Below are 15,769 nucleotides of genomic sequence, written 5' to 3'. Positions count from 1 at the left end.
CGTGGCGCACGACCTGATCCCTCCCGATGTTCGCGCCCGCCTCAAGGGCCTCGTGCTCGTCAGCCGCTGCGCGACCGGTGGCCACGGCCTGGGCCTCCACGCCAGCCGCAGCCGCGGCGCGGGGCTCGAGTTCGCGCAATACCGTGCCTACGAACGCGGCGACGAGCTGCGCCAGATCGACTGGAAACTCTACGCGCGCTCCGACAAGTTCTTCGTCCGCGAGGCCGAGCGCGAAAGCCCCTTGGCGTTGTGGATCTTGGTCGACGGCAGCGCGTCGATGGCGCAGCGGCTCGGCGCGACCAAGGCGCTTGCCGCCTGCCTCGCCGAACTCGCGATCGCAGGGGGCGACCGCTTCGGAATGATGGCGCTGAGCGAGGATGGGCTGGCACTCGTCCCGCCGGGAACGGGCGCGCGCCAACGCGACCGCTTGCTCCTGGCGCTTCACGCGTTCGACGCGGTGGGCGGCTTCCCTGCCGAGGCGACGCTCGCACCCTTGTGGGAACGCATCGGCCAGCGCGACCTCGTCGTCATGCTGAGCGACTGGTTCGACCCCGCGGTCACCGCCGCCGCTACCAAACTCGCCGCAGCAGGCCGTGAGGTGCTGGCTATCCAGCTGTTGACCCCCGAAGAGCGCGACTTCCCCTTCGACGGCGGCCACCGCTTCCGCGATCCCGAGACCGGCGAGGAATTGCTCGCCGACGCACCCGCACTGCGCGCCGGCTATCTGCAACGCTTCGGAGAAGCCCGCTCCGCGCTCCACGCCGAGCTCGAGGCCGCAGGCGTGCGCCACGTCGATTACGTCCTGGATCAGCCGCTGGACGCCCCGCTGAAAGCGCTGTTCGGGTGACCCCGGTGCTGCTGCTTCCGGCTGCGCTGGCGGCGCTCGCCGCCCTGGCGATCCCGCTCGTCATCCATCTTGCGCGCAAGACCGAGCAGCGCCCGACCGACTTCGCCGCGCTGCGCTGGCTGCGCGAACGCCCGCGGCCGCGCCATCGCCCGCGACTCGACGAATGGCCGCTGCTGCTTGCCCGGCTGCTGCTGCTGGCGCTGCTTGCCTTATGGCTCGCGCGCCCGGCGGTGTTCGGGGCAGCGGACACGATTCCGGTGGTTGCGGTCGCGCCGGGCGTCGATCCTAACGGGCTGGCCACCAATGGCATGCGCGCGGTCTGGCTTGCGCCGGGCTTCCCCGACCTCGCAACAGCGCCTCCGCAGCACGTGCCGATCGCCAGCCTCGTCCGCCAACTCGACGCCGAGCTGCCGCCGCAGGTCCGCCTGCGCTTGGTGGTCCCTGCAGTACTGCAAGGCGCAGACGCCGAACGCCCGCGGCTGACCCGCGCCGTCGACTGGCACATCGTCCCCGGCGCGATGGCGCCATCGCCCGCGATGCGCGCCACCGCCCCCGCGATCGCCGTCCGCAGCGCGTCGCGCTACATTGCCGCCGCCGCCAGCGCCTGGGGAGCGCGCGACATCGGCGCGCCCGGTCGCGCGGTCGGCAAGGATGCGACTGCTCTCGCCTGGATCGGACCCGGGCCGATGCCCGCAGCAGCGCAAGCCGTGCTCGACCGTGGCGGCGCGGTCCTGCTCGCCGCCACGACGCCGGTCGGCGAAGGCGCAGCTACCCCGGTCTGGCGAGATGCGCTCGGCGCGCCTTTGGTCGAGAGCATCGCGGTGCCGAGCGGACGTCTGCTCCGCTTCACCCGCCCGCTCGTCCCCGCAGCGATGCCCCAGTTGCTGGAACCCGACTTTCCCAAGCGGCTCCGAGTGCTGTTCACGCCCGATCCCACACCGCCCGCGCGGGTTGCCGCTCGCAACTATGCGCCGACGCCGGGTGCCGCACCCTACCCGCAGCCCGCGATCGACCTTCGCGCGTGGCTGGCGGTCGCGATCGCCGCGCTGTTCCTCGTCGAGCGCCTTCTCGCCACGCGGCGCAAGCGCGCCGTCGCGCCATGACCGCCTACGCACCCGACGCCTTCATCGGACCCGTGCGGACCCGCGTTGCAGCGAACGTCGCTGCCATCGGCGCGCCGCTTGCGATCGTCGCGACGGTCGCAACGCAACGGGTCGGCGAGGTCGCCACGGCAGTCCTCGCCAGCTTAGCGTCCGCGGCAGTCATCGCCGCGGTCGCTTGGCTGCGCACTCGCCGGTACGACGCACGCTGGCTCGTCCGCGGGCTCGACGCGCGGCGCGGCGACCTAGAGGACAGCGCCGACCTGATCTTCACGGGCAACGCCGCGCTGACCCCGCTACAGCAGCTTCAGCGCGCGCGCCTGCTCGACCGCCTCGCTGCCGACGCGGGTCCCGACCTGCGTCCTGCCTGGTCCACCCGCGTAATAGCCGCCGCGTGGGTCGCCGCCGTCGTGGCGGTCGCCGCGCTGCTCTGGCGACCCGCCGACGCACCTCCGACGCTCTCGCCAAGCGCCGAAGGCCTTCCCACCGCGCCCGGGGTGCCGCGACTGACCGGCCAGCGGCTGCGCATCGTGCCTCCGGCCTACACCGGGCTGCCCACGCGCGATGTCGCGACGCTCGATGCACGCGCGCCGGAGGGATCGCGCCTCGAATGGACCCTGGCGTTCGCGCCCCAGCCGAACGGCGCGGCGCTCGCCCCTCAAGACGGCGCGCGCATTGTAATGACCCATCACGACACGTGGCGTGCAGGCATGACGCTCGCGCGCTCGACACTTTACCGCGTCATCCCGACCGGCGCCGACCGGCTGCCCCCGCTCCACCGCCTCGATGCTATAGCCGACCAGCCGCCACGCGTGACTACGACCCAGCCGACGCTCCAGCGCGTCGTGCCCGGCCAACGCGCCTGGACTCCCGCGTTCGACGCCACCGACGACTATGGCGTCGGCACACGCGCGTCGCTCCACATCACCCTGGCCCAAGGCGACGGCGAGAACGTCACCTTTCGCGAACGCAACATCCCGATCGCCGGCAGCGGCTCGCCGCGCGCCCGCCGCTTCGCTCCCGGCCTGAACCTCGCAAGCGTCGGCTTTGGCGGCACGGGCGACCTGATCGTCCAGATCACCGTCAGCGATGCGCGCGGCCACCTCGTCCGCGGCCCGAGCCTGATCCTGCGTCGTCCGTCCGCGACGATCGACGCCGGAACCGGGCTCGACGGCGCGGTAAAGAAAGCGCTGCCCGCCTATTTCCGCAGCCAGCGGCAGATCATCATCGACGCCGAGGGCTTGCTCAGGCAACGCCGCGCGCTCGCTGCCCCCGCGTTCGTCGCGCGCTCGGACGCGATCGGCGTCGACCAGCGGATGCTGCGAATGCGCTACGGCCAATTCCTGGGCGAGGAAGCGGAGGGACCCAGTCTTGCGCTCCCCACCAGCGACGACGAGCAGCCTGCGGACGATCACCCGAACACCGCAGCGCCGGTCGCCGGTCATGCCGAGGACGTGCTCGCCGAATACGGCCACACCCACGACGAGCCAGAGGCGGCGACGCTGCTCGACCCCGACACGCGCAACACGCTGCGGCAGGCGCTCGACCAGATGTGGCAATCCGAACTTCACCTGCGCCAGGGCGATCCCGGCGGCGCGCTGCCTTTCGCCAACCGCGCATTGGTGTTCATCAAGCGCGTTCAGCAGGCGACGCGTATCTTTCTCGCTCGCACCGGGAGTGCGCAGCCCGCGATCGACGAGGCCCGGCGGATGAGCGGCAAGCGCGACGGGTTGGCTGGCGGCACGCTGGGCCTCGCGCCGCCAGCCGCCAACGGTGCCGAGCCGGCCGCGACGTGGCGCGCGCTGGCGGCTCCCGGCGCGATCCGCCTCGACCCGCTCGACCGGTGGCTGCGCGGCGGCGGGCGAGCGCCGGATCGACTGGCACTCGCCGCTGCCATCGATACGGTCCGCCGCGATCCCGCCTGCGCGACCTGCCGGGCGACGCTACGCGCGCTGCTGTGGTCCGCCCTTCCGCGTCCCACACCGCGGGTGACGCGCCGCGATGCGGGCGACGCGGAAAGCCGGCGCTATCTGGACGCGCTCGCACGATGAACGATGCGGTCCTCGCTGCGCTGCTGATCGTCGCGGTCGCGGTCGCCTGGGCACGGCTGGCGTTTTGGCAGGCGCGCGCGCCCATTCACCTGCGCGCGCGCGGATGGCGCGTGGCCCTGCTCGCAGCGATGCAGGCATTGTGCGCAGCGCTGCTGTACCTCACGCTCGTGCCGCCCCCCACGCCCGGTTCCGCGGCGACGCTGGTGGTGGCGACCGCGCATGCGCCGCGTCTGGCCGGATCCGCGAACACGATTGTTGCACTTCCAGAAGCCCCCGCGATCGCCGGTGCAGAACGCGTTCCCGATCTCGCCACCGCGCTCCGCCGCCATCCGGGCACGACTCGGCTGCATATCGTCGGCGCGGGGCTCGAAGCCCGCGACCGGAGTGGACTCCGGGGCATGAGCGTGGCGTTCGATCCGCCTGCCGAACCGCGCGGCCTGGTTCGCCTCGATGCTCCTGCCCCGATTGCGCCCGGCGGCGAGTTCCAAGTCGTTGGCCGCGTCGCACGCGTCCCCGGCGGGTGGGTCGAACTGCGCGATCCTGCCGGAACGGTCGTCGACCAGCGGCCGCTATCGCCCGCGGGAGACTTCGTACTGACCGGCGCCGCGCGTGTTGCGGGGGTGGCGCTCGTCCGTATCCGCGTGCGTGCGCCGGACAAGGCCGTCGTCGAGGCGGCGGCGCTGCCGATCCGCACGAGCGACGACTCCCAGCCCCGCCTGCTGCTGCTCGCCGGCGCGCCGGGGCCGGAAATCAAGTACCTGCGTCGTTGGGCGACCGATGCCGGGCTCGCGGTTACCACGCTGATCGCCGCGGGCGGTGGGGTGGTGCTGGGCGATGCGGCACCTGCGGTGGATGCGGCCACCTTGGCCCGGTTCGACGCCGTGGTCGTCGATGAGCGCAGCTGGGCCGGGCTCGGCGGCGGTCAGCGCGCTGCGATGGCAGCCGCGGTGCGCGGCGGCATGGGGCTGGTCGTCCGCATCACCGGCCCGGTTGCGAGCGAGACGCGCCGCGCCTGGGGCGCGCTCGGGCTGAGCATCGGCAACGCCGCGACCGCCGCCACCGCGCCGCTGGCAGACGGCGTGCCTGCGCTGACCCGGCGGATCGTCGGCACCACGCCGAACGCGGTGGCGGTGTGGCGCGATGCGCGCGGCGCGATCCTGTCCGACTGGCGCGCCGCCGGGCGCGGCCGCGTCGCCCTGTGGCGCGTCGATAACGCCTTCGCGCTTGTGCCGAGCGGCCACGGCGACCGCTACGGCAACGCCTGGGGCGAGACCCTCGCCGCGGTGTCACGCCCGCGCACCGCCCTCACCGTCGACATCCCGCCGCTGCCCCGCGCCGGCGAGCGGATGACGCTGTGCAGACTCGACCGGGGTGCGCGGGTCGACTTCCCGGGCGACGACGCGGTGTTGGCGATCGATCCGGCAAGCGGCCCATGCGCCGGCTATTGGCCGCAGCGCCCGGGCTGGCATCGCCTGATCGACCACGGCGTCATCCAGCCCTTCTACGTCTACCCCGCCGATGCGCTCCCGGGTGTCCGCGCGCACGATCGCGCCGAAGCCACCGTCGCGCTGCGCCGGATGTCCGCATTGCCGGTTCAAAGTGCACCAGACGAACGCGGCGCATCGTGGCCGTGGTTCCTCGCGCTGGTCGCCGCGCTGGGCGCTTTGTGGTGGATCGAGCGCGCGCGATGGGGACGTCGGTCCATCGCACCGCAAACTGGCGCGAATTCCGCATGATCCTGGCAAACCTTGCCATTGACCTAAGGTACGGATCGCGGCACCAAGCGAATACAGTCACTTACGGAATTGGCACGCCGCCTGCAAGGCCACGGATATCGACCGCCGGATGATCCAGCGGCGCGCTACCGAAGGACCCACCATGTCGACCCGTTTCGCCGCGCTCCAGCACACCGCCGCTTCGCTCGCCGCCGCGCTCGTCTTCGCCGCGCTGTTCGTCGGCGCCGCCATCCCGCTCACTCCGATCGCATAAGAGGCCGAAAGCTTAAGTCCTCACCGGTTGGCGCCGCGCCCATCGATCGTCGCGCGCACCTTGGTCGCCAGCTGCTCGACGGTGAAGGGCTTGGGCAGGAACGCGACGCCCGCGTCCAGCACCCCGCCGTGAACCACGGCATTGCGCGTATAGCCGGTGGTGAACAGCGTCATCAGCCCCGGCTGCCGCGACAGCGCCGCATCGGCGAGCTGGCGTCCGGTCATCCCCGGCATGACGATGTCGGTGAAGAGCAGCGCGATGCCTGGCTGCTCGTCCATCATCGCCAGCGCATCCGCCCCGTTGGCGGCGTGGCGCACGGTGTAGCCGAGATCGCGCAACGTCTCGACCGAGATCATCCGGACGCGCTCGTCGTCCTCGACCACCAGCACGATCTCGTTCGCACGACCGGTCGGCAACACGGTGGCCGACGGCGCAACCTTGCCCGGTGACGTGGGCCGTTCGGCGCCGTGCCAGCGCGGCAGGTACAATCTGACGGTCGTGCCGTGGCCGAGCTCCGAATAGATCTTGGCGTGTCCGCTGGATTGTTTGGCGAAGCCGTACACTTGCGATAGCCCGAGGCCGGTGCCCGTTCCCACCGCCTTGGTGGAGAAGAACGGATCGAACGCCTTCGCCAGGACGTCGGGCGCCATGCCCGATCCGGTATCGGTGACGCAGATCGCGACATATTGGCCCGGGGCCACTTCGGGATGTTCCGCGGCATAGCCGTCGTCCAGGTGCGCGTTGGCGGTCTCCACGGTCAATCGGCCGCCGTCGGGCATCGCGTCGCGCCCGTTCACCGCCAGGTTGAGCAGGACGCGCTCGATCTCGTGCGGGTCGGCGTTGACGCTCCACAGCCCGCCGGCCAGCACCGTTTCCACCTCCACGCGCTCGCCCAGGGTGCGCCGCAGGATCTCCGACATGCCCCCGACCAGCCGATTCAGGTCGAGCACCGCAGGCTGCAACGGCTGCTGGCGCGAAAAGGCGAGCAGCCGCTTGGTCAGCTCCGCCGCCCGCCCGGCGCCGTCCTCGGCCGCGGACACGAGGCGCAGCAGACCCGCCGCTGCGTCGCCGCTACCGTATTTGCGCCGGATCAGGTCGAGCGAGCCGATCACGACCGCCAGCATGTTGTTGAAATCGTGGGCGATGCCCGCGGTAAGCTGTCCCAGCCCTTCCAGCTTCTGAAGCTGACGCACCTGCCCCTCGGCGATCTCGCGACGCTGCACCTCGTCGCGCTGCCCCGAATGCGCGGTTTCCAGCTCGACCGCCTGTGCGTCGACCCGCGCCGCCAGCATCGCGGCGCGGTTGCGCTCCGCCTCCATCGCGAGCCGCTCGTCGGTGCGGTCGCGGACGATCTTGACGTAGCCGCTGAGCGTCCCGTCCGGCGTCAGCACCGGCTGCAATTCCCCGCTCGCCCAGAACCGCGATCCGTCCTCGTGCAGGTGCCACCGCTCGTCCTTCGCGAACCCCGCCGAGCGGGCGACCGACATCTCGGCTTCGGGTACGTTCGCCGCGACGTCCTCGGGCGTGAAGAAGAATCGCACGTGACGGCCAAGCGCGTGCTCGGCGGACCAGCCGAAGACGCCTTCGGCGCCCCTGCTCCAGCGGGTTACAAGGCCTTCGGCGTCGCTTATCACGATGCCGAATTCGGTCGCGGCATCGAGCACCAGGTCGAACCGGTCGTTGACTCCGCTGAGCTCGACATCGCGCAACACGGCTTCGCGCCCGAGACGCTCCGTTTCGATCCGCCGATCCTCCAGGCTGCGCGCGTTGCGGGCGACAAAGGTGCGGATATCGCGCGAGACGCGGCGGAGCAGCAGCGGGATCGCGAGCAGCGCCAGCGACAGGACCGCGACCAGCACCCATCCCAGCCGGCTTGCCGATGCCTGCCGCTGTGCCGCAACCAGCGCCGCGCGCGCCTGCAGATCGTCGATCCCGCGCCGGATCGCGATCATCTCCTGCAGCCCGTCGCCCGAGCGGACTCGTGCCAGCGCCGATCGCGCGTCGCCGGCGCGGCGCAACACCACGGTTGTCTCGAGTTCGCGCATCTTGGTCGAGACGCGGCCGCGGACATCGGCGAGCAGGCGTTCCTGCTCGGCGTCGCCCGCGACCCGGACGCGCACCTGCTCCAGCCGTCGCGGCAGCACATCCACCGCCTGCTCGTAAGGGGCCAGGTAGCGATCCTCGCCGGTCATCAGATAGCCGCGTTGGCCGGTTTCGGCGTCCTGCACCGTGGACAGCAATACGGTCAGCGCCGCCCGCGTCTCGACCGACGCCTGCGCCGCGCGCAATCGCGCGTCATAGTTCAGCCCGAGCAGCAGCGCCGCGAGCAGCGCCGTCAGGATCAGGATCGTCACGATCGGCGCCGCCATCGTCGCGAGCGAGCGGCGCGGCGCGATCGACATCGCACCGTCCGGTACTGGCGGAGCTACGTCGGCTTGCATGCTGCGGGCCTATATCCGCCCACGCCATTTTCCAACCACGAACTGCACGACTTTCTAGCCGACACGAACCGCCGAGGATCGGATGGCAAGCGACCTTCCGGGCGCGATCGGAAACCGTACGACGCCCACGGCATTGATCATCGGCATCAGACCCGGGTCGTGTGACGCCTGATCCAGCGGTGACATTGCTCGGGCCACAGCGCGCCCGAATTGCCGGTGGGCAGGCCAACGCCGAAGCCGTGGCCGCCCGCCTCGATCAGATGCGCCTCGACGGGCACCGCGGCGGCGCGGCAGGCGGCGAGCCAAGCGAGGCTGCACGCCACCGGCACGATATCGTCGTCGAGCGCGTGGAGCAGGAAGCTGGGCGGCGTGCGGGCATCGACGTGGAGGACGGGCGAGCGGCGTGCGACCTCCGCTTTGCCCGGCGCGGTCCCCAGCAGATGCTCGCGCGAACCGGCATGCGTGTCGGGCAGCACGAGCGTGGTCACCGGGTAGATGAGCGCGGCGAAATCGGGCCGGGCGGAGAGGCGGTCGGCGGCGTCCGCTGGTGTATAGACGTCCTCGTCGTGTCCCGTGGCGAGGCTCGCCGCCAGATGTCCTCGTGCGGAAAAGCCCGCGATGCCGATCGACGTCAGTCCCAGCCGCGCCGACATCGCCCGGAATACCCGCATCGCACGCTGCGCATCCTGGAGCGGCACGTCCGCGCGGTCTCGCCAGCCTTCCGCGGGCAGCCGATAGGTCAGCACCGCAACCGTATAGCCGAGCGCGGTGAACACCCGCGCCACTTCGCTGCCCTCGTTGGTGATCGCCAGGAATGCGTAGCCACCGCCGGGAATCGACAGCAGGCCGACGCCGTTCGACCGCATGGGACGGTAGATCTCGATTGCCGGGACGGCGATACCGGTCAGCCAGGTCTCGGGCTTGTCGTGCGACCTGCGCAATTCGGCATGGAACCGCGGCGGCGGCGAGGTCGCGCCGGGCGGCGGCCCGGCCCACAAGGCGATGCGCGCCGGAGCGGCTTGTGCACCCGCAGCGCTCGCCGACAGCGGCACAGCCATCGCGCCTCCGAGCAGCATGCGGCGGTCGACGAGCATCGGCATTCTCCTGAGCGGCGGCATCCTGATTCGAACATCCATGTTGCCAAGCCTCGGACGCACTAATATGTACGATAAATAAGGAGAGTTCGAGTGCCCGATCTGACTTACGCCGACCGACCAGCGGCTGGCGAGCACGGACCGGCGGACGTGGAAACGGTGTGCGCCGCTGCGCAAGCCGCGTTCGACCCGTACCGAAGCACCGACGCCCAAACGCGCGCGGCGTTCCTGGAGGCGATCGGCGAGGAGATCGTTGCGCTCGGCGAGGCGCTGATCGACGCGGCGTGTCGCGAGAGCGGGTTGCCGCGCGGCCGCATCGAGGGCGAGCGCGGGCGTACCGTCGGGCAATTGAAGCTGTTCGCAGGCGTACTGCGCAGCGGCGACTGGATGGCGTTGCGGATCGACCCGGCGCTGCCCGACCGCGCGCCGCTGCCGCGCCCCGACCTCCGGTTGCGGATGGTGCCGCTCGGGCCCGTCGCGGTGTTCGGCGCATCCAACTTTCCGCTCGCCTTCTCGACCGCAGGCGGCGACACCGCCGCCGCGCTCGCCGCGGGATGCACCGTGGTGGTCAAGCAGCATCCGGCACATCCCGACACCGGCGCCATGGTAGCGCAGGCGATCCGGGCCGCGGCGGCGCGTTGCGGCATGCCCGAGGGGGTGTTCGGCGAATTGAGCGGGCCGGGCAACGATCTCGGCGCGGCGCTGGTCCGCGATCCGCGCATTGCGGCGGTGGGCTTCACCGGATCGCGCGGCGGCGGGCTGGCGCTGATGAAGCTGGCGGCCGAGCGGCCCGTGCCGATCCCGGTGTATGCCGAAATGTCGAGCATCAACCCGGTGATCCTGTGCCCGCAAGCGTTGCGGGCGCGGGGTGCCGCGCTGGGGACGGCGTTCGTCGGTTCGCTGACGATGGGCGCGGGGCAGTTCTGCACCAATCCGGGTCTCGTCGTCGCGATCGACGGCGAGGGTCTCGACGCGTTCGTCGCCGCTGCTGCTGCCGCGTTGCCCGAGGTCGGCGCGCAGGCGATGCTGACGCCGGGCATCCATGCGGCGTACGAAGCCGGGACGGCCGCGCTCGACGCCCACGCCGAGGTCGATCTGGTCGCCAAGGGCAAGGTGGGCGAGGGCGTGGCGCAGGGGCGTGCGGCGTTCTTCGCAACCACCGCCCAGGCGTTCCTTGCGGACGAGGCGCTCGGCCATGAGGTGTTCGGGGCGTCGTCGCTGCTCGTTCGCTGCCGCGACGAGGACGAACTCGTCGCCGTGCTCGCCGCCGCCGAGGGTCAGCTGACCGCAACGCTGCAGATGGACGCGGGCGACACCCCGCTTGCCGCGCGGCTGGTGCCGCTGCTCGAGCGCAAGGCTGGACGCATCCTCGCCAACGGCTGGCCGACCGGGGTCGAGGTCGCACATGCGATGGTTCACGGCGGACCGTTCCCGGCGACATCCGATGGCCGGTCGACTTCGGTCGGCAGTCTCGCGATCGACCGCTTCCTGCGCCCGGTCTCGTATCAGAATCTGCCTGCCGAGCTGTTGCCGGACGTGTTGCGCGATGATGCGCAAGGTGGGGCACCCGTGCTGATCGACGGCGTTCGCCAGTAATCACCGCGTGACCGCAAAGCGGCGCGCGAACGAAGGAGAGGGAGATGGCCTTGCGCCTGTTGCAGCATCGGAGCGCCGCGGGCGCGCGCAGCGTGATTGCCGCTGACGAGTCCGGCGCGTGGATCGTTAAAGGCGCAGGCAGCGTCTACGATCTCGCTACCCGCGCGGTGGCCGCAGGGCACGGCCTCGCGGCCGAGGTCGCGGCGTGCGAGCGCGGCGATGCCGTCGATCTCGCCGCGGAACTCGCCGCCGGTCGCCTGCTCTCGCCGGTGGACCACGCCGATCCGGCGCACCTTATCATGACCGGCACCGGGCTGACCCACCTCGGCTCGGCCGAAGGGCGCGACAAGATGCACAAGGCGGCGGCCGAAGCGCAGACCGATTCGATGCGCATGTTCCTCGAAGGGGTGGAGGGCGGCAAGCCCGCGATGGGCGAGACCGGGCAGCAGCCCGAATGGTTCTACAAGGGTGACGGATCGGGTCTCGTCGGACCAGGCGAGGCGCTGACGATGCCCCATTTCGCGCAGGACGGCGGCGAGGAGCCCGAGCTGGCGGGCGTCTACCTGATCGGTCCCGACGGCACGCCGCATCGCCTGGGCCTCACCCTCGCCAACGAGTTCAGCGACCATGTCACCGAGCGCCACAACTATCTGTGGCTCGCGCATTCCAAGCTGCGCCAGGCCGCGCTGGGGCCCGAGCTGCTCGTCGGCACGCCGCCCGAGCATGTCGAGGGCATGAGCCGCATCGTTCGCAACGGTGCGGCCATCTGGGAGAAGCCGTTCCTGAGCGGCGAGGCGAACATGTCGCACAGCCTGGCCAATCTGGAGGCGCACCATTTCAAATACGACCTGTTCCGCCGTCCGGGCGACATCCACGTCCATTTCTTCGGCACCGCGACGCTCTCCTTCGCGGACGAGGTGCGCACGCAGGTCGGCGACGTGTTCGAGATCGGGGCCGCGCCCTTCACCCTGCCGCTGCGCAACCCGCTCGCGCGCGCCGCCTCCGCTCCCGTCGTCGTGAAGGTGCTCTGATGAAGCTCGTCCGTTTCGCCGCCGCGCTGCTTCTCTCCGCCGCGCCCGTCGCCGCGCAGGAAGCCCCGCGCACGACCGTCGTCGTCCATGCCGACACGCCGGGACCGACCTACGACCGGCGCATCTTCACCCAATTCGCCGAGCATCTCGGCACCGGCATCTACGGCGGATTGTGGGTTGGCGAGAAATCGTCGATTCCCAACACCCGCGGCTTCCGCAACGACGTGGTCGGCGCGCTCAAGCGCTTGGGCGTCCCCGTCGTCCGCTGGCCAGGCGGGTGCTTCGCCGACGAATATCACTGGCGCGAGGGCATCGGCCCGCGCGCCAAGCGCCCGGTCAAGATCAACACCCATTGGGGCGGCGTCACCGAGCCCAATACCGTCGGCACGCACGAATTCTTCGACCTGGCCGGGCAGATCGGCGCGGAGGCCTATGTCGCGGGCAACGTCGGCAACGGCACGCCGCAAGAGATGGCGGAATGGGTCGAATACATGACCTCGCCCGCCGGGAGCCTGGCCGACGAGCGCGCGCGCAACGGCCGCAAGGAACCGTGGGCGGTGCCCTATTTCGGCGTCGGCAACGAACTGTGGGGCTGCGGCGGCAGCATGCGCGCGGAATATGCCGCCGACGTGACGCGCCGCTACGCGACCTTCATCAAGGCGCCCGCGGGAACCCGGATCATGAAGATCGCTTCGGGCGCCAACGTCGACGATTTCAAGTGGACCGAGACGATGATCGCGCAAGCCGCCGGTCAGATCGACGGCATGTCGCTCCATTACTACACCGTCCCCGGCGGCTGGCCGCCGCGCGCGTCGGCGACGCAGTTCGACGAGGCGGGCTGGGCGGAGACGCTGTCCGAGGCGCTGCGCATGGACGACCTCATCACCCGCCACACCGCGATCATGGACAAATACGATCCCGCCAAGCGCGTCTGGCTCGCGGTCGACGAATGGGGGACGTGGTATGCGGGCGATCCCGGCACCAACCCCGGCTTCCTGCGCCAGCAGAACACGCTGCGCGACGCCCTGGTCGCGGCGGTCAACCTCAACATCTTCGCGCATCATGCCGATCGGGTGAAGCTGACCGCGATCGCGCAGATGGTCAACGTGCTCCAGGCGATGGTACTGACCGACGGCGCGAAGATAGTTCTGACCCCGACCTATCACGTCTTCGCGATGTACAAGCCGTACATGGACGGAACGGTGCTGCCGATCGACGTCAAGTCGCCATGGTACAACAAGGACAAATGGGTCATGCCCGCGGTCAGCGCGTCGGCGGTGCGCGGCAAGGATGGGATCGTGCGCGTCGCGCTCGCCAACCTCGATCCGAACCGCGCCAACACCGTCTCGGCGACGCTGGCGGGGATACGGCCGACGACGGTGACCGGGCAGGTGCTGACCGCGGCGCAGATGACCGCGCTCAACACCTTCGATGCGCCGGATGCGGTGAAGCCGGTGGCGTTCGGCGGTGCGAGCGTCGCCGGCGATACGCTGACCGTCGCGCTGCCGCCGAAGTCGGTCGTCATGCTGGAACTGCGGTGAGGGCGCTCGCCGCAGCGCTGCTGGCGCTGGCAGCGGCCGGTGCATCGGCGCAGGTTCCGACCGCCCCGAAGCCTCCCGCCCCGACGACCGCGGAGGACTGGCCGCAGGGCGACGTGCGCCCGGTGCACGACCCGGTGATGATCCGCGAGGGCGACACCTACCACGTCTATTCCACCGGCATCGGCGAGGGCGACCAGCGATTCGTGTCGCACCGCATCTCGACCGATCTCGCGACCTGGACGCGCGCACCCGCGCCGTTCGGCAAGCTGCCGGACTGGGCCGCCGCCGCGATCCCCGGCGCGACCAACATGTGGGCGCCCGACATCAGCCTCGTGAACGGGCGCTATCGCCTTTATTATTCGGTCTCGACCTTCGGTTCGAATCGCTCGGGCGTAGGCCTCGCCACCAGCGCGACGCTCGATCCGGCAAAGCCCGGCTACGGCTGGCGCGACGAGGGGCTCGTCGTCATGTCGACCCCGGGCGACGATTACAACGCGATCGATCCCGCCTTTGTCGCGGGCGCCGACGGGCGCCATTGGCTTGCGCTCGGCAGCTTCTGGACGGGATTGAAGCTGTTCGCGCTCGATCCCGCCACCGGCAAGCTTCTCCACGCCGGTGAGAAGCCGATCGCGATCGCGCGCCGCCCGGTCCCCGCCGGTGCGCCGTCGATCGTCGAGGCGCCGTACATCTTCGCGCACGGCGGCTGGTACTGGCTGCTGGCCAGCTACGACTATTGCTGCAAGGGCGTGAACAGCACCTACTACACCGTGATCGCACGATCGAAGCGGGTCGAGGGCCCGTATCTGGGCAAGGACGGCAGCTCGATGCTGGCGGGCGGCGGCACGGTCCTGCTGCGCGCGGACCTGCAGGAGAAGCAACGCTTCCGCGGGCCGGGCCATTCCGCCTATTTCCGCGACCGGGACGGGACGGACGGTTCCGACTATGTCGTTTATCATGCCTATGACAAGGCCGCCCACGGCGCGCCGACGCTGCGGATCGCGCCGCTACGCTGGGATGCGCAAGGGTGGCCCAGCGTCGCACCGGGGAGGATGCCATGACGACACGCCGCACCTTCATCGCCGGCGCCGCCGCGCTCGCCGCCAGCCCTGCGCTTGCTCGCGCCCGGACGCCCGGCGTCGTCAACCCATTGGTGAAAAACCGCGCCGACGCGCAGGTGTTCCGCCACACCGACGGCTGGTATTACATGACCGCGTCAGTGCCCGAGTACAACCGGCTTGTGCTGCGACGGTCGCGTACGCTGGCGGGGCTCACGACGGCGCGAGAGGCGGTGCTGTGGCGGCACCAGAAGACCGGCCCGTTGTCGGGTTTCATCTGGGCGCCCGAACTCCACCTGATCGACGGCAAATGGCTCCTGTATTTCGCAGCGGGGCCGAGCGGCGGCGGCGAGGACGTGTTCCGCATCCGCACCTACGCGGTCGTCTGCGACGGCGGCGATCCGATGGCGGGGCACTGGTCGCTGCTGGGCCAGCTCCAGACACCATGGGACACGTTCACGCTCGACTCGACCAGCTTCGTCCACCGTGGTGTCCGCTATCTGGCGTGGGCGCAGCGCGAACCGGGGATCGAGACGAACAGCAACCTCTACCTGGCCCCGCTCGCAACCCCGCTGACGCTCGCCGCCAGACCGGCGCGGCTGTCGGTGCCGACGCTGGCCTGGGAAGTGCAGGGCTTCAAGGTCAACGAGGCGCCGGCGTTCCTCGCGCGCAACGGTTGCGTGTTCCTGACCTATTCGGCAAGCGCCACCGACGCGCGCTATTGCATGGGGATGCTGAGCGCGCGCGACGACGCCGACATCATGGACCCGGCGGCGTGGACCAAGTCGCCGACGCCGGTGTTCGCATCGTCCCCGGAGAACAACGTCTGGGGGCCCGGGCACAACAGCTTCACCGTCGACGCGCGCGGCAGCGACATGCTGGTGTTCCACGCCCGCGACTATCGCGCCATCAAGGGCGACCCGCTGTTCGACCCCAACCGCCACACCCGCGTCCAGCCGTTCGCCTACCACCCCGACGGCACGCCCGATTTCGGCGTGCCGGTGCGCAACGGGGTGCTGCGCGC

Annotated in this window: 10 protein-coding genes and 1 pseudogene; 9 read left to right on the top strand and 2 right to left on the bottom strand. The window is 70.7% G+C overall.

The window, feature by feature from the left end:
• Position 1 precedes the first annotated feature (1 nt).
• The 4 genes from ACE5C1_RS11875 to ACE5C1_RS11860 are packed head-to-tail and all read left to right on the top strand — an operon-like array spanning position 2 to position 5,734.
• Positions 2-847: a DUF58 domain-containing protein gene (locus tag ACE5C1_RS11875; RefSeq protein ID WP_374944288.1), complete on the top strand. Its 846-nt coding sequence runs from the start codon at positions 2-4 to the stop codon at positions 845-847.
• On the top strand, positions 844-1,950 hold the full coding sequence (locus tag ACE5C1_RS11870) for a BatA domain-containing protein (protein ID WP_374944287.1): 1,107 nt from the start codon (positions 844-846) through the stop codon (positions 1,948-1,950). Before ACE5C1_RS11875 ends, ACE5C1_RS11870 begins: the two co-directional genes overlap by 4 nt.
• Positions 1,947-3,998 (top strand): DUF4175 domain-containing protein, encoded by a 2,052-nt coding sequence (locus tag ACE5C1_RS11865; protein WP_374944286.1) that lies wholly within the window; start codon positions 1,947-1,949, stop codon positions 3,996-3,998. Before ACE5C1_RS11870 ends, ACE5C1_RS11865 begins: the two co-directional genes overlap by 4 nt.
• Positions 3,995-5,734 (top strand): carboxypeptidase regulatory-like domain-containing protein, encoded by a 1,740-nt coding sequence (locus ACE5C1_RS11860; protein ID WP_374944285.1) that lies wholly within the window; start codon positions 3,995-3,997, stop codon positions 5,732-5,734. Before ACE5C1_RS11865 ends, ACE5C1_RS11860 begins: the two co-directional genes overlap by 4 nt.
• A gap of 273 nt (positions 5,735-6,007) precedes the next feature.
• On the opposite strand, the gene ACE5C1_RS11855 is transcribed toward ACE5C1_RS11860, so the two are convergent.
• Positions 6,008-8,389 (bottom strand): CHASE3 domain-containing protein, encoded by a 2,382-nt coding sequence (locus tag ACE5C1_RS11855; protein ID WP_374944284.1) that lies wholly within the window; start codon positions 8,387-8,389, stop codon positions 6,008-6,010.
• Positions 8,390-8,574: 185 nt separating this feature from the next.
• A complete protein-coding gene (locus ACE5C1_RS11850) occupies positions 8,575-9,522 on the bottom strand; it encodes an alpha/beta hydrolase (protein WP_374944283.1) in 948 nt (315 codons plus the stop codon).
• Positions 9,523-9,615: 93 nt separating this feature from the next.
• Here ACE5C1_RS11850 and ACE5C1_RS11845 point away from each other — a divergent pair, with 93 nt between their 5' ends.
• The 5 genes and pseudogenes from ACE5C1_RS11845 to ACE5C1_RS11825 all read left to right on the top strand — a co-directional run.
• Entirely contained in the window at positions 9,616-11,118 is a 1,503-nt protein-coding gene (locus tag ACE5C1_RS11845) for an aldehyde dehydrogenase (NADP(+)) (protein ID WP_374944282.1), read from the top strand.
• Positions 11,119-11,162: 44 nt separating this feature from the next.
• Positions 11,163-12,149 (top strand): AraD1 family protein, encoded by a 987-nt coding sequence (gene araD1, locus ACE5C1_RS11840; RefSeq protein WP_374944281.1) that lies wholly within the window; start codon positions 11,163-11,165, stop codon positions 12,147-12,149.
• A complete protein-coding gene (locus ACE5C1_RS11835; RefSeq protein ID WP_374944280.1) occupies positions 12,149-13,690 on the top strand; it encodes an alpha-N-arabinofuranosidase in 1,542 nt (513 codons plus the stop codon). The genes araD1 and ACE5C1_RS11835 overlap by 1 nt, the downstream gene beginning before the upstream one ends.
• Positions 13,687-14,748 (top strand): arabinan endo-1,5-alpha-L-arabinosidase, encoded by a 1,062-nt coding sequence (locus tag ACE5C1_RS11830; protein ID WP_374944279.1) that lies wholly within the window; start codon positions 13,687-13,689, stop codon positions 14,746-14,748. Before ACE5C1_RS11835 ends, ACE5C1_RS11830 begins: the two co-directional genes overlap by 4 nt.
• Positions 14,745-15,764: pseudogene (locus ACE5C1_RS11825) on the top strand (family 43 glycosylhydrolase); the annotation flags it as partial. The gene ACE5C1_RS11830 and the pseudogene ACE5C1_RS11825, both read left to right, overlap by 4 nt.
• Positions 15,765-15,769: the final 5 nt, after the last annotated feature.

This window comes from Sphingomonas sp. (genome assembly GCF_964263785.1).
Classification (GTDB): Bacteria; Pseudomonadota; Alphaproteobacteria; order Sphingomonadales; family Sphingomonadaceae; genus Sphingomonas.
The sequence above is the reverse complement of the archived record's forward strand: the minus strand, read 5'-3'. Positions and strand labels throughout refer to the sequence as shown.